This is a genomic window from Roseibium sp. JB4-4, assembly GCF_055693425.1.
Map to the genome: position 1 here is coordinate 3,049,788 of NZ_CM146333.1, position 13,547 is coordinate 3,063,334.

Annotated in this window: 17 protein-coding genes; 10 read left to right on the forward strand and 7 right to left on the reverse strand. The window is 54.3% G+C overall.

What is annotated here, in order from left to right; translation table 11 throughout:
• Positions 1 to 253: 253 nt before the first annotated feature.
• On the forward strand, positions 254 to 415 hold the full coding sequence (locus ACZ1HV_RS14240; protein ID WP_282044575.1) for a DUF3309 family protein: 162 nt from the start codon (positions 254 to 256) through the stop codon (positions 413 to 415).
• A gap of 345 nt (positions 416 to 760) precedes the next feature.
• Here the strand turns inward: ACZ1HV_RS14240 and nhaA are convergent, their stop codons facing one another.
• Together nhaA and ACZ1HV_RS14250 are read right to left on the reverse strand one after the other, a co-directional pair.
• Entirely contained in the window at positions 761 to 2,104 is a 1,344-nt protein-coding gene (gene nhaA, locus ACZ1HV_RS14245) for a Na+/H+ antiporter NhaA (protein ID WP_298963299.1), read from the reverse strand.
• A 95-nt stretch (positions 2,105 to 2,199) separates the two neighbouring features.
• Positions 2,200 to 2,436 carry a hypothetical protein gene (locus ACZ1HV_RS14250; protein WP_298815587.1) on the reverse strand — a complete coding sequence of 79 codons (237 nt, stop codon included), beginning with the start codon at positions 2,434 to 2,436 and terminating at the stop codon, positions 2,200 to 2,202.
• Positions 2,437 to 2,588: 152 nt separating this feature from the next.
• On the opposite strand from ACZ1HV_RS14250, the gene ACZ1HV_RS14255 reads away from it, so the two are divergent.
• From ACZ1HV_RS14255 to ACZ1HV_RS14295, 9 genes are all read left to right on the forward strand, one after another.
• A complete protein-coding gene (locus ACZ1HV_RS14255; protein WP_472715524.1) occupies positions 2,589 to 3,323 on the forward strand; it encodes a Crp/Fnr family transcriptional regulator in 735 nt (244 codons plus the stop codon).
• A gap of 496 nt (positions 3,324 to 3,819) precedes the next feature.
• Entirely contained in the window at positions 3,820 to 4,302 is a 483-nt protein-coding gene (locus ACZ1HV_RS14260) for a hypothetical protein (RefSeq protein WP_298815585.1), read from the forward strand.
• Between the two features lie 59 nt (positions 4,303 to 4,361).
• Positions 4,362 to 5,168 (forward strand): transglutaminase-like domain-containing protein, encoded by an 807-nt coding sequence (locus ACZ1HV_RS14265; RefSeq protein WP_281926601.1) that lies wholly within the window; start codon positions 4,362 to 4,364, stop codon positions 5,166 to 5,168.
• Positions 5,169 to 5,307: 139 nt separating this feature from the next.
• A complete protein-coding gene (locus tag ACZ1HV_RS14270) occupies positions 5,308 to 5,604 on the forward strand; it encodes a hypothetical protein (protein ID WP_298815584.1) in 297 nt (98 codons plus the stop codon).
• Positions 5,601 to 5,954 carry a hypothetical protein gene (locus tag ACZ1HV_RS14275; RefSeq protein WP_298815583.1) on the forward strand — a complete coding sequence of 118 codons (354 nt, stop codon included), beginning with the start codon at positions 5,601 to 5,603 and terminating at the stop codon, positions 5,952 to 5,954. Before ACZ1HV_RS14270 ends, ACZ1HV_RS14275 begins: the two co-directional genes overlap by 4 nt.
• Positions 5,955 to 5,969: 15 nt before the next feature.
• Entirely contained in the window at positions 5,970 to 6,164 is a 195-nt protein-coding gene (locus ACZ1HV_RS14280) for a hypothetical protein (protein ID WP_472715525.1), read from the forward strand.
• 46 nt (positions 6,165 to 6,210) lie between these two features.
• Positions 6,211 to 7,416: an FtsH protease activity modulator HflK gene (gene hflK, locus ACZ1HV_RS14285; RefSeq protein WP_298815581.1), complete on the forward strand. Its 1,206-nt coding sequence runs from the start codon at positions 6,211 to 6,213 to the stop codon at positions 7,414 to 7,416.
• Positions 7,413 to 8,447 (forward strand): protease modulator HflC, encoded by a 1,035-nt coding sequence (hflC, locus tag ACZ1HV_RS14290; protein ID WP_472715526.1) that lies wholly within the window; start codon positions 7,413 to 7,415, stop codon positions 8,445 to 8,447. The genes hflK and hflC overlap by 4 nt, the downstream gene beginning before the upstream one ends.
• Positions 8,444 to 8,866: a hypothetical protein gene (locus ACZ1HV_RS14295; RefSeq protein WP_298963305.1), complete on the forward strand. Its 423-nt coding sequence runs from the start codon at positions 8,444 to 8,446 to the stop codon at positions 8,864 to 8,866. The genes hflC and ACZ1HV_RS14295 overlap by 4 nt, the downstream gene beginning before the upstream one ends.
• 62 nt (positions 8,867 to 8,928) lie before the next feature.
• Here ACZ1HV_RS14295 and ACZ1HV_RS14300 read toward each other — a convergent pair whose 3' ends face one another.
• The 5 genes from ACZ1HV_RS14300 to ACZ1HV_RS14320 all read right to left on the reverse strand — a co-directional run bounded on the left by ACZ1HV_RS14300 (position 8,929) and on the right by ACZ1HV_RS14320 (position 13,540).
• Entirely contained in the window at positions 8,929 to 9,141 is a 213-nt protein-coding gene (locus ACZ1HV_RS14300) for a hypothetical protein (protein ID WP_298815578.1), read from the reverse strand.
• Positions 9,142 to 9,163: 22 nt separating this feature from the next.
• Positions 9,164 to 9,421: a hypothetical protein gene (locus ACZ1HV_RS14305; protein WP_472715527.1), complete on the reverse strand. Its 258-nt coding sequence runs from the start codon at positions 9,419 to 9,421 to the stop codon at positions 9,164 to 9,166.
• 732 nt (positions 9,422 to 10,153) lie between these two features.
• Positions 10,154 to 10,372 carry a P-loop NTPase fold protein gene (locus ACZ1HV_RS14310; protein ID WP_472715528.1) on the reverse strand — a complete coding sequence of 73 codons (219 nt, stop codon included), beginning with the start codon at positions 10,370 to 10,372 and terminating at the stop codon, positions 10,154 to 10,156.
• A 478-nt stretch (positions 10,373 to 10,850) separates the two neighbouring features.
• Positions 10,851 to 12,032, reverse strand: a complete 1,182-nt coding sequence (locus ACZ1HV_RS14315; RefSeq protein WP_472715529.1) for an OsmC family protein — start codon at positions 12,030 to 12,032, stop codon at positions 10,851 to 10,853.
• A 5-nt stretch (positions 12,033 to 12,037) separates the two neighbouring features.
• Entirely contained in the window at positions 12,038 to 13,540 is a 1,503-nt protein-coding gene (locus tag ACZ1HV_RS14320) for an aldehyde dehydrogenase family protein (RefSeq protein ID WP_472715530.1), read from the reverse strand.
• Between the last annotated feature and the right edge of the window lie 7 nt (positions 13,541 to 13,547).

Genomic DNA, 13,547 nt, shown 5'->3' on the forward strand with positions numbered 1-13,547 from the left:
TGACACGCCAAATCCGCTCCGGTCCTAGCTGTTCCGGTTGATGTATGGGCATGATGAGCTGCTGCCCATACTAAAATGAACGCCAGCGCAGGATCGATATCGAGATCGGCCAGAATCGCATTTCCATCGAAGGAAAGTGAGCAAAATTGTGCATCCGGAGCGTTGCTAAGACATTGAGCTGTCCGGTCACCGCAGTTCAGATCAGCAGGACCTGTCGCGAGACGCGATATTGCCTCCCTCAGGAGAAACCACCATGTCACTCGGCCTGATCCTCATTATTCTGCTTGTCATAATTCTTATGGGCGGTTTCAGAGACCGTATCGATGGGCGTGACTTTAGCTTCGGCCATTCCGGGTTAAGTCTGCTTGGTGCTGTTCTGACCGTCGTCGTACTCGTGTTGTTTGGCCGTATCTGAAACGATTTACCGTTATGGGTGATGTGGTTTTCAGTGCCCTGGAAATCCCATCCGAACCGTTCCTGGAGGCTTGCTGAAGTAGAGGACCGCCGCGACCTCCATGTTCCAAGTCAGAATTCACGGTTGCTGGTCGCTCCAGAACCCTCGGCGAAAATCAGAAATAAGAAGTCCATGACGATCTCGTCCAGATGAATAGCGTTTCAGCTAGAATTCAAGGAGACTTGAACACTGCCGGCAGACAACCGGACCTGTCAATTACAACGTTTCAATGCGGAACCGGACACAATAGTACTTGATTGAGTCCGGTTCGGTCGGTCGAAAAGACTTTGTTGGTGTTGTATATTTTCACACTTCCCCGGTTTCCCCGCTTCGGCGGAACTCAGAGTGCGTAACCAGCCACAAGAGCGCGAGTAAACCTATAATTGCAGAGACTGCGGATCCCGTAAAAATTCCGAGCTTTGCAGCCCCTATAAGATCCCTATCAAAAGCCAGGTTGGCGATGAAGAGCGACATGGTGAAGCCGATGCCGGCGAGAAATGCTCCAGCTGTCAAGAACGGCCATGACAGATCAGGGTGTCTCACCGCAATACCCAAACGAACGGCCGCCCAGCTGAAACTGAAAACGCCGAGGGGCTTGCCGAGCACCAATCCTGCGACAATCGCCAACGAAATTTGCTGACCAATATCGGCCTTGTCGATCGAAATCCCGGCATTTGCCAGAGCGAAGATCGGCATGACAGCAAACCCTACCCATGGATGCAGCGCCAATTCGAGCCTCTCAACCGGAGAAAGGGTTTCTGAAACCGCCCGGCCAGCCTCACGAAGATCATGCCGTTCTGGAGTGTCTCCGCTCCAGTGTTCGCCTCCTGGATAGGCGAGCACCTGCTCGAGAATTGCCCGAAGGCGCGTATCGCTCACCCAATTTTGGGTTGGTGTCATTAAGCCAAGAACAACACCTGTAATCGTTGCATGAATGCCAGAAGTATCGACGCACAACCAGATTGCGCCGCCCGCCAGAAAATATATGGGCATGCTTCTTATACCGAGGCGGGCAATGCCGACCACCAGACCAAATCCCAGTAGCGCCGCCCCTATAGCAATCCAGTTAAATGCTTCTCCGTAAAACACAGCCACCACAACGATGGCTCCGACATCGTCAAAAATGGCTAGCGACAACAGAAAGAGCCGGAGAGTTGGTGGTATGCGCCGACCGAAGAGTGCGAGGCACCCGATAGCGAATGCCGTATCGGTGGCCATGACGGTTCCCCAACCGTGTATCCCCGGGTTCCCGGCGATCAACGCCAAATAGATCGAGACCGGTACGATCATTCCTCCGAGCGCAGCTGCAAATGGTAACGCAGCCTGTCTTGGGTTCCTCAATTCTCCGAGAACGATTTCTCGTTTGAGTTCCAGGGAAATCACAAAGAAAAAGAACGTCATCAGTCCATCGTTGACCCAGTGCCGCAGCGAACGGGTGAAATCCAGCGATCCGTAATGGAGACCAATCGGTGTTTCCCAAAAGGCCTCGAAAGACAGAGCCCAGGGCGAGTTGGCCAGGGAAAGTGCGAGCAGCAAAGCAAGAAGCAACAGTCCACCTGCCGCCGCCTCGATTTTCAGAAACCTTGCGAATGTTTTCGTGAAGCGATCGGCAATTTCTTGAGGAAGGCTAGTGCCATTTGAACTGGTCATGTCAGTTGCTGTCTTCGCCGGAGAAATGATGCCTCAAGGCGCACTTTTCGTGTCGAGGATGGCTAGGCCACCCGCAGGCCAGGGCTAGGGTCAGGTTAGGGCCTTCGAACCGAGTTTCCGCCAGCAATAATCCGATTGATCAGTTTGGCTACCGCAAGGTGCATTTCCCTGTCAGATTCGGGAGTAACCGAATTTTCGTGTGAAGCGGCGGCATCGCGCAATATTCCCACGATCTCGTGTTCAGGAAGAATTGCATGATCATTTATGGCGAGCAGAAGAGCCTCACAAATGGAGAGAGCCGCCATTCCTGAAAGGTCCTTTGGATCGGGCATTGTCGGCATTCCTTTCCTTGGGAAGAAGTCCGCAGCGATTGCGAACCTGTGGAATATCATCAGCCTCGCAGAGTTTGTGTTATCTTGTACTGATCGAAAGCAGTCCAAGTGCCGGGATTGCGGGATAATATCCACCGATGCTGGAGGCACCATTGAACACCATCGAAACAAGTCCGCTCAAACGCAAACTTTCCGCATTTGTCGCTTTGTCCGTTGATGAGCTTGTAGTCTTGGAGCAACTACACCAGCGCCGCAGAACATTCGTCGCGGGTCGAGATCTTGTGCATCAGGGACAGTCCAGGCAGGCTGCCTATATACTGGTTTCAGGATGGGTATGTTCTTACAAGACGCAATCTGACGGGACACGCCAGATTGTCGACGTCCAGATACCTGGCGACTTTCTTGGGTTGCGCAGCGTTCTGCTTCGCACCTCGGACCACAGCTTTGAACCGATCACCGATATTCAGGCGGTCGAAGTTCATGCTAACGATCTCCTTGACGCGTTTGCAAGGTTCCCTCGCTTGGCGGCCGCAGTATTGTGGGCCGCGTCACGGGACGAAGCCATGGTGGTCGAACACCTCGTTGGCCTCGGACGGCGTGACGCGGACGGGCGTATGGCCCATTTTTTGCTGGAGCTTGGCTCGAGATTGGCTCTGATTGGCATGGGTAGCCAGAGTGGCTACGACTGTCCTTTGACACAGTATCACCTCGCCGATGCTTTGGGACTGAGCGCCGTGCACGTCAATCGTGTTTTACGGCAATTGCGTGAAAGCGGATTGGTCACGTTTCGAAACGGCAAGGTGACGTTCCACGATCGTGACCGCCTGGTCGAATTTGCGGGGTTCGATCCTGAATATCTAGACCAAAACGGGCCATTGCTGAAGTAAACTCATACTTGCGCGATGCCTATTTCTGGCCGACCAATTTCTTTGGAATGCGACCGGAAAGAACTAGGTGCAAAAGATGCCGCCGTTCTTGTCAATCTTTTCCTTGATTTTGTTGGCCCGAAAAAAACTTGTAAGCAAGATAGTAAATCCGCAGGTCACAATCTTAACCGCATCGGAACGAAAAAACTCCAAGCACTAACTTCGATCAGGATGTTTCCCCAAGGCTCCAAGTAGGATGAGCGGAGCGGTCGGGTACTCGGTCAATTTCTTGACACGCCTTTAAAGGCATTGACAAAGACTGCGACAACAGGCGGGCCAATCTCATAAGCGGACTCGCAACGCTTGCCCCGAAAAACGAAGTTACCTCAAATAGTCACGCGTTGGAAAGGGGTTCATTAGTGCCGAGCCTGTTTTCAAGTGTCTACGTGCCTGCCGAAGCATTTGCTCGCAGGCTTTGAACGTGACGTGCGCTTACATGCGAAGGAGTACTGCGGCTATGGAGAAGAAATTGAAGAGGGACGGACCCAAGTCGGATTCCACAGATCTCGAGAGGCGGGTCCTAGCACACGAGAGAATTTTACAATCTCTGATAGCGTATATGTCCTGCTCTGAGCCCCGGTTTGTCAAACACCTCAAGACACGCTTTGTCGACACCAATTCGATGGCGCGCCGCGAACAAGACTATAGAGACGTTGACGATTATGCCGAAGAATTCATGCGCGCGGTCATAAACCTCGGGGAAACCAGTGCCCTTCCAATATCGAGCGTTACAAAAACTGAAAGGGCCTCCAAGCATCCGAGAAAACTGGTGCTTGCTTCAGTCCATATGCTTCCTCCGGAGACTGAGCAGGATCGGGTGCAGGTCCGGGAAAGAAATGGGATATGGGAAGTAAGGGTTGATGGCGCCTTTCTCGGGGACTATCAGAAATCGGAACACGCTAGGACGGCTGCCGCTCTGGCCAGGCTTTCACTCAAATGAGGAAGGGTCTGTCGTCTTCTGGCCGTTTGGAATGCTCAAGACGGGAAAGAAAGGGTGATATACGGATCAGCCTGGGTTGCCGTCTTGATTTCAAGTTTCCGAAATCCACACCGATAATTGCGATGCTCAACGTTGATGCAACACACTATTGCGACCTCGAGCAACTGGATTTTTTGACAACTACTCCTTGCGTGCCGATCGAGAGCTACAAGGATGTTTTTGGGAACTGGTGTTCCAGGCTGACAGCGCCGGCCGGCGCCTTCAGAATGGCGACGCAAGGCATCTTTTTTGATCATGGAAAGAAAGATCGGTTTTTTCCTGCTGCGTATCAGCACTCTGTACAAGATCTTCCATCCGACGCACTCGTGTTTCTATTGGGCAGCCGCTATTGCGATACTGATTTGCTGTCGCAAGAATCTTGGCGGCTGTTCGGAGAAACAAAGACAGGCTGGGCCAGGGTTCAGGCTATCTGTGACTATGTGCATCAGCAGGTGACCTTCGGCTATGAGCATGCACGCGCAACCCGAACGGCGTCCGAAACCCTGACCGAAGGGCGGGGTGTTTGCCGTGACTTCACCCACCTTGCGATCAGCTTCTGTCGATGCATGAACATCCCGGCCCGCTATTGCACGGGATACCTGAGTGATATCGGCGAGCCGGAACCGCATACCCCGTGTGATTTCGCAGCCTGGATGGAAGTCTTCCTGGCAAACCGATGGTGGATCTTCGATCCGCGCAACAACCAACGCCGCATCGCACGGTTTCTGATTGGCCGCGGAAGGGATGCTGCCGATGTCCCGCTTACACAAACCTTTGGCGAAAATACTTTAGGAAATTTCGAGGTTTGGACCGAGATTTCCAATTGAGACTAACTTCGATCAGCACACGACCGGCCGGGTCCATCTAAATTCTTTAAAACAGTCTCGCCTTCCTATGAAATCATCGACCAAGACGATTCTGGAAGCTTGATTGAAGCACAACCAATTAAAAACGGCGGATATTGCCATGAACACCCGATCGACCAGATCGACGGTGAAGTTCTTCCACCCCTTCTCTTTAAATAGGCAATCGGAAGTCCTGCCTGCCGGAGACTACGAAGTCCTTGTCGAAGAAGAACTTCTTCAGGATATGAATTTCCTCGGATACCGAAAGACGGCGACGTATCTGATCGTTGCTGGCAAGGGGAAGACCGTGATGCGGGAAATCTCCGGAAACGATCTGGAAGCCGTGCTCAACCGAGACCGGGCCGCCAACGATGACAGACAAAACAGCAAGGCAGCTCCTGCGGAGGACTTGAAATGAACATTCCCGAATGGCTGAAACCTGTTGCGCTCGGCGTCGTGATCGGCGCAATTGCCGTGAGCGCGGTGGGATTTTCCTGGGGCGGCTGGGTAACCGGTGGAAACGCGACACAGATGGCGAACAGGCTGTCACAAGACAAAGTAATTGCAGCGCTCGTGCCGGTTTGCGTCAACCTATCCCGCACCGACGCAGAACGCGCCACGAAGCTGGCGAAGATTCGTAAAACCTCTGCATACCAGCGAAGGAATGCGCTCATGGAAACTGGATGGGCGACGGTTCCTGGTTCGGATAGCTCCGACCGAGATTTGGCGCAAGCCTGCCTGGCCGCACTCGAACTCGACAAATCGTGAGCGGGAGCGCTCATCATGCCAGAAAGTACACTTGGTTCGATGTTCGCAGAGAATCTCCAACATCAAGACCATGCCGCAGCGGATACCGTTGCTTTCTACGTGAAGGAAGATCTCACACTTAAGGACTTTTTCGCCGTAAGCAGCGAAATGGCCGAAGGGAGACTTTTGCCATCCAGGCGGCGGAAAATGAAGGCATGCGGGTTTTCGTGAACGAGCCGGAATAAGAGCAAAGCCAGGCCACGTATCTCGACCGGGTATGACGGCACTTTTCGGCAGCAAAGCCTGTCTCGGCGATCAGCCGGGCGATGCCGAACGCCTGACAATTCACTTTGAAGAACGAGAGCAATCCGTCCCGATCAGCCGGCGCGCAAGTGATTCTCGGGAAAGAGCTGTCATGACATTGGAAAACAAAAGTCCTCCCGGTTCGGGTCCTTGGGGCACGGGGCCGGGAGACCGTTCATCGGATATCGACACTTTTCTGCGGCATGGTCGCCAGCGCTTCGGTGGCATTTTACCGGGTGGCTTTCCCTCGGGCCGCGGACTTTTGGTCGCCGGCGCACTTAGCTTTGCCGCTTACGGGCTCTGGTCATCCTACTACACCGTACCCAGTGACTCCGTAGCAGTCATTCAGCGTTTCGGAAAGTTCGTCGCGGAAGTCCCGCCCGGGCTACATTTCAAGTTCCCCCTCGGGATCGACACAGCGACGATTGTCCCGGTCAAGCGTCAATTGAAGCAGGAATTCGGCTTCACCACGCCAGGTGGCAACGATCCCTATCAAAGTCCCACCGACGGCCGGCGCGAGACCGAGATGGTTACCGGCGACCTGAATGCGGCGTTGGTCGAATGGGTGGTTCAATATCGTATTTCGGATCCGGTCAAGTTTCTGTTCGAGGTGCGAGAGCCCGCCGCCACGCTTCGCTATGTTTCGGAATCCGTCATGCGCGAAGTGGTTGGTGACCGCACTGTCGACGAAGTCATCACGATCGGCCGGCAGGAAATCGAAAGCGAAGCACTCCTGAAGATGCAGGCTCTGGCCACGAAATACGCCATGGGCATCAGCATCGACCAGGTTCAGCTCAAGAACATCAACCCACCTGAGCCCGTCCAGTCCTCGTTCAATGAAGTCAACCAGGCGCAGCAGGAAAAGGAGCGTCTGATCAACGAGGCCCGCCGGGAATACAACAAGGTCATCCCGCTGGCGGAAGGCGAAAAGGACCAGCGTATTCGTGAGGCGGATGGCTATCGGTTGAAAAGGATCAACGAGGCCGAAGGCGACGCGTCGCGCTTTACTGCGCTCTTGACCGAATATCTGAAAGCACCGGATGTAACCCGCCGGCGGATCTACATCGAAACCCTTCAGGATGTGATGCCCGGTATCGAATCGAAGATCATCGTTGACGGATCAACCGGCAGCATCCTGCCGCTTCTCAATCTCGACCGTCAAAAGGAAAACCGGCCATGAAGATCGTATGGGGACTTCTTGCCGGGATTGGAGCCGTTGCCGTTGTGTCAGCCTCCACTGCCATTTACACCGTTGGCGAAATTGAACAGGCAATCATCACCCAGTTCGGTAAGCCTGTGGGAGAACCGGTTACCACGTCGGGTCTCAAACTGAAACTTCCCTTCGTTCAGGACGTCAACCGGATTGATCGCCGGGTTCTGGAATGGGATGGCAACCCTTCCGACATGCCAACAAAAGACAAGCTGTATATTTCCGTCGACCTGTTCGCCCGCTGGAAGATCACCGACCCTTTGCAATACTTTCTCCGACTTCGCGACGAACGAAGCGCCCAGTCCCGGCTCGACGACATTTTGGGCAGCGAGACACGCAATGCGGTTGCAAAGCACGAGCTGATCGAGATCATCCGGACGACAAGAGGGCGTACCCCCTTGCGAGACACACTCCTTACGGACGAGGAACTTGCGCAGGATATCGGGTCGCTTGTTCCCATCCAGAAAGGTCGGGAACTTGTCGAGAGGGAAATATTCGAGGCAGCGGCCGAGAAGGTCCGCGTCTTCGGAATTGCGCTGCTCGACATCCGGTTCAAGCGCATCAATTACAACGAGAGCGTCCGGCCAAAAATTTACGACCGGATGGTCTCGGAACGCCGGCAGATCGCCGAGCGCTTCTTGTCGGAGGGCAACGGCGAGGCCGCACGTATTCGCGGTAACCGTGTGCGCGATCTGAACAAGATCCAGTCCGAAGCCTATCGGGAGGTGGAGGAAATCCGTGGAGTGGCCGATGCAGCCGCTGCCGACATTTACGCCCGGGCCTACAACACAACCGTGCAAGCCGCGGAATTCTACGAGTTTACCCGGACAATGCAGGCCTACAAGGACATGATATCCTCTGGAACGACCCTTGTCTTGTCGACGGACAGTGATCTCTTCAAGTTCTTGAGGGGTATGCAGGCTAAAGTCGGGAAACCGGACCGCCGCCAGCCGGATAGCGGCGGCGAATTGGTCAGTGACATGACAGAGAGCAAGCAATGACCAAGTCGGTTTCGACCGAAAAGTCGGGACTACCCAATTGGAAACAGTCCGAACCTGCACCCATTTCGGTGCCTTCTCCCGATCCGTTCAATTTCATGAACCGCGCGCTTGAAAATTGGGACGGCGAGGGAGGAGCACTTGCGCAGGATTCCATGCACTGTGAATATGGCAAGCGTGTCGAAGCTGACGGCTCCTGGACGATTTACCACGTCTTTACCGGCAGCCCGGCAACAATTGGCGGCAATCTGATGCAGGACATGAACGCAAAAGACGCACTGGATCAAATGACAATAACAAATGCCGGCAATTCCACACGGCGGGCGGCACGTGCAAAGATCTTGAAGGTGCGATTTTTGGCTACCTGGTGGGTTCGACTAACCAAATACTTCCGATTTTTCTACTTTTTGCTGCCAGTGTGATCAAGCTTCTCGTTCGCCGACCCCTCATGGCGTCGGCCGTTTTTTGAGGAGATCGATTGCGGCTATGGTTCGAGATGAGACCTAATTGAGCCCTCCAATTCTTCCGCAATATTGAGCGAAGATTGAAGAACTTTCGTTTCGTTCGAGGCGTCAGATCCCTGTTCCATGATGGCGACAGGTAATTCAAGCTTGCCAGCCGCAGTGTTCACGCGAACATAATACAGAAGCTGGCCACAGGGCCGCACTTCAACTTTCGTCAGCTTGATCTCTGACATTGTCAGTCTCCTATATAGACATTCACGCACCACTGGAATTCGCGAGAGCTTGGGCTTTCTGCCTTGCAACGCGCAAAGCCTTACCTTTGGTAAATCGTTTTTTGATTACAAGCGCGTTGCCCTGGGTTGCTTCGGCAATCGCCACGGGTTCGAGGTTGTCCTGGGTGACCATATGTTCGTGCAACTCCAGATCATTGCGGATCCGGTATTGCGGTGTGTCACCGATGCAGGGCATCAACGCGGTAATGCGGAAGGATACGCCACGACTTGAGGACGTCATCGGGGGGCGTTCTTCATTCTGACACATTGTCCGATGGCAAAACGGTGTTCTGAAAGAGTTGGCGCCTTTCGGTTGAGCCAATTTTGTTGGTTATTTTCGTTAATCATGATCCTTTTCCTTCGCATTTTCCATCCTGTATACCTTGGCAAGGCTGTCATTCGACTGTTGTTCATGATCCTGGGCCGTCGGGCCACAGAACCATGAGCGACGAGAGACATCGGGCCAAGCATTCGAGGAAAGCTTGAAAGTGTTGCATGAATCGCGTCGATCGAAACTGATGCATGTTGGTCAGCGCTGGAAAAGCTGGGATCTCTTTGTCATAATCTCTGAGCTAAGGGATAGGGTTTGCGTGCTCTTCGGCGAAAAGAACTGCGCGAGGACAAAAGTGTGTATTTGCTACTAAGTTGACGATTAACGGCTCCGAAACTCGTGGCACGGATTATCAGTGGCAGATGTATATGTTTGGTTCGAGGTCAGCGTGCCGACGGGCACAGCTCTTGCTCCCGTCTGACCGACGCAGGGCGAATGGCAAGTTTCGTCAGTCGACAGCCAAAACCAGACTGTCCCCTCTCGGCCCCATTTCAGCCACTCCAAAGCTTGGACACGGGCGTCGGGTCAGCGGCAGCACATTAGCTCGCGAACACCCCTGAAACCCTCTTTCTCGCCGTCGCTCACAAAAACAGACTACCTAGATGAATTTTGATAAATTCGGACCGGTTTTGAATTGTATGTTTATCTTCTTCTTTCTTGTGCTGAAGTCAGTTCTGCTCGCAAGAAGTTAAGCAAAGACGTTTTACCAGAGCCCCAACGACCTTCTAGGCCGATGACCATTCCGTCCCCCTTCGAAGCCTCCACTACTAAAGGAGCAAGACGCTCAGCAATGCCGACAAATCCGAATAGATCATCGTCGCTATTTTTGACGGCGCGATCAGAGTCTAGTTCCTTAGCCATGCTTTCCTCATGCCAAGCAAAGTTTTGCCATTAACAAAACCATAGGTTTGAAATTTTCTAGAGGTCAATCGAATGCGCAATCGTACTAGTCATTTTCCGGACATTTGCTCGAGCTGCAACATAGGTCAACTTTCGGGATAATCTCCCGAATCCGCAAACGACCGAATTGGGGACGCAAAGCCGTCGTTTGTTTCTTGTGCGGTAAACCTCTAGTTAGAGCCCATTCAAGACCTGCAGATTTTCTGGGTGCCAGTCCTTTCCGCCCCGAAGCGCACATTGACCATGCATTTCCAAGTCTGTGCCCCTTCGATCGAAGAAGGATCATTGAGAACCGTCTCGATCCACGGATCAGCGCTCTCAGTTGGTTCTGAAATATTAAAAGCTAACACCTAATGGCCCTGAGCGGTCTGTTTTTGGCAACCTCGGTTCCGATCCCTGTGGCCTCGCCCGCAAGTGAAACTATCAGAATGTCCCCTCTTCAGACACGAACCACCTTCAGCTTGGTTTTCAAGTCGGTTCGGCAAAATGCATGCAGGAAGCAGGTCTGCTCGGAAATATCGAGCATCTCCTGTGCTGTCTCGTCGCTTTCCGATGTTTCCAGATAGACATGCGTTTCAATCGGATCGGCCTCGCCCGCCTTGCCGGTTCCGCCTGTGGCTCCGCCATGGCTGAAATGGGTGTCCTGCACAATGCGGTAATCTGGCAGATCCAGCTTGAGCATTGAGACGAAGCGACCGAACTGCGTCATAAAGCAAAACCCAATGCCAGCAGATATCAGCGTATTGGCATCCGGCGCGCGGCCATCTTCGGACGACAGGAACCGGAACGACGTGCCGTATGGCGAATACTGCATCTGCTGGATTTCCTTGATGCCGTCCTCACGCATGACCGCCACGGCACCAATGTTCAGACGCCGGTCCTGCTCGTCTGATAGCGAAGAGCCGCCTGCCGTCGTGCCCAAGACGACGTTTTTCTTGGGCGTCGGGCCAACAGGTGCCATCAGCTTGATGCTGCTCGTTCTCGCTTCGGCTTTGGCGAAGTGGTTACCCGGGTCGGGAAACAGCGGCCCGTCGAGTTCCGCAACTTTCGCGGTGGGTAACTCAGTACCGTTCTTGCCAAGCTTGAAGAGGCTTTCCAGCTGCCCCCGCATCAACCCGTTCAAAGGCGATGCGTAGGTGGCGTTTATCAGAAACTCTTTGAGCGGCCCGTCCTCAAGATCACAATCAATCTCGACCCGAAGGTCGATATTCTCAGCGCCGCCAACCATGGTTCGCTTCGGCATCGAGCCTTTCATCGTGTAGTAGTTGTCTTGAATGAGTTTCAATTTGCGGATCTCAATGCCTTGGAGTACAGCCAGTGCCAGAATTTCGTTCATGAAACTCGCGACCATGCCGGTCGACAGAAACGCCAGCGGGCAAGGCGCCGCATCGTGACCGTTCAGATACGGGCCTTCATCTGATACCAAGCGCCAGGTGCGTCCGGTCAGTGCCGAGTGGACCAGCGCTTCTTTCTGAAACCCGCTCAGCGAACGCACCCAGGTTCGGAGCGCATTTCCTTTGCGGTTCAACGGAGCATTGATCGACACGTCGTCGGCATTTACCACCTCGAAAAACGGCGCAAGACCGCTTGTTCCAATGATGTCTTTACCTAGTTTTTCCATATTACTTACTCCACCAGGAAGCCCGCGGGCGAAGAGACCGAATGGGGCTCTGCGAACGCCAACACGCCGTCGTATCCAAGATTTCTGCCGATGCCGCTGTGTTTAAAACCGCCAAACGGACCACGCCCATCCTGCGCCATCGGACCGTGACCGTTGACATATGTGTATCCCGCCTCAATCCGGCGCGCGAGGCGCATCGCCCGCTCGGCATCTGCCGTCCAGACCGAAGAGCACAGACCGAAGACACTGTCATTGGCCACCGCGATCGCTTCGTCCTCGGTCTTGAACTTCATGATCGGCAGGCAAGGGCCGAACTGCTCTTCACGAACTATCTTCAGGTCGGGGTCAGCGTCGTAGACCAAGGCAGGTCGCTGGAAATAGCCGCCGCCATTGTACAGTTCTTCATCTGGAACCTGTCCGCATTCCTTGAGGTCAGCCCCCTTCGCGCGCGCTTCGGCGATCATGTCGGTGACGACCTTGAACTGGCGCGCATTGTTGACCGGACCCATCGTGGTTTCGGGAAGCAGGCCGTCGCCCACCACGGCGCGCTCACAAGCGGCGGTGAAGCCGTCGACCACCTCATCGTAACGGCTCTCATGCACATACATGCGTTTGAGCGCCATGCAGATTTGTCCAGACGACCCGAACGCACCCCAATACATCTTGTTGAAGGCCTCGTCGTCGAGCTTGACGTCCTCTAGGATGAGCGCCGCGTCGTTGCCGCCCAACTCAAGCGTCACAGGCGTGAGGTTGTCGGCTGCAACCTTCATGACATGTTTGCCAACGGCTACGGAGCCGGTGAAATTCACCATCCGCACCAGTGGATGACCGGTCAGCGTGTCACCGATCTGCTTCGCATCGCCCGTGATGATGTTGACGACGCCGGGCGGCAGCATGTTCGCGATGATCTGTAACGTGAGCACTGGCGCCATCGCGCTATCCTCCGATGGCTTGACCACCACTGTGTTGCCAGTCACCAGTGCCTGAGGCAACTTCGCGCCGAGGATCGACAGCGGCCAATTCCAGGGCACGATCAGGGCCGCCACCCCCCGCGGCTGGCGCATGATCACGGTGTCGAATTGCGGGCCGACCTCGGCCGGTCCCATAACCTCGTCAATTGCCATCTGTTCGCCATAGGCGGCAGCCTGAAGAAACCGATCACCGAGCCGCGACATCTCCAGAAGTGTCTCCCCGGCGATCTTGCCATGCTCCCGCGTAAAGAGCCGTGAGCGATATTTCACGTCTTCTTCGTTCGCTGTCAGCGCCTTGGCGATCTCGCGCAATTTCGTGGCGCGCTCGGCGAAGCCAAGCGCAGCCCATGCCGGAAACGCAGCATGTGCTGCCTCAACGGCTTCATTCATATCGTCCCGGGTCGCGGCAGCAGCATGGCCCACCAGCTCACTTGGACGGGCTGGGTTGTAAAGATCGTAGAAAGCCCCATCAGAGGCCGGACGCACATCGCCGTTGATGAAGATGTCCGTCTTGATGACTTGATCCATGTTGCTCATGGCGCCC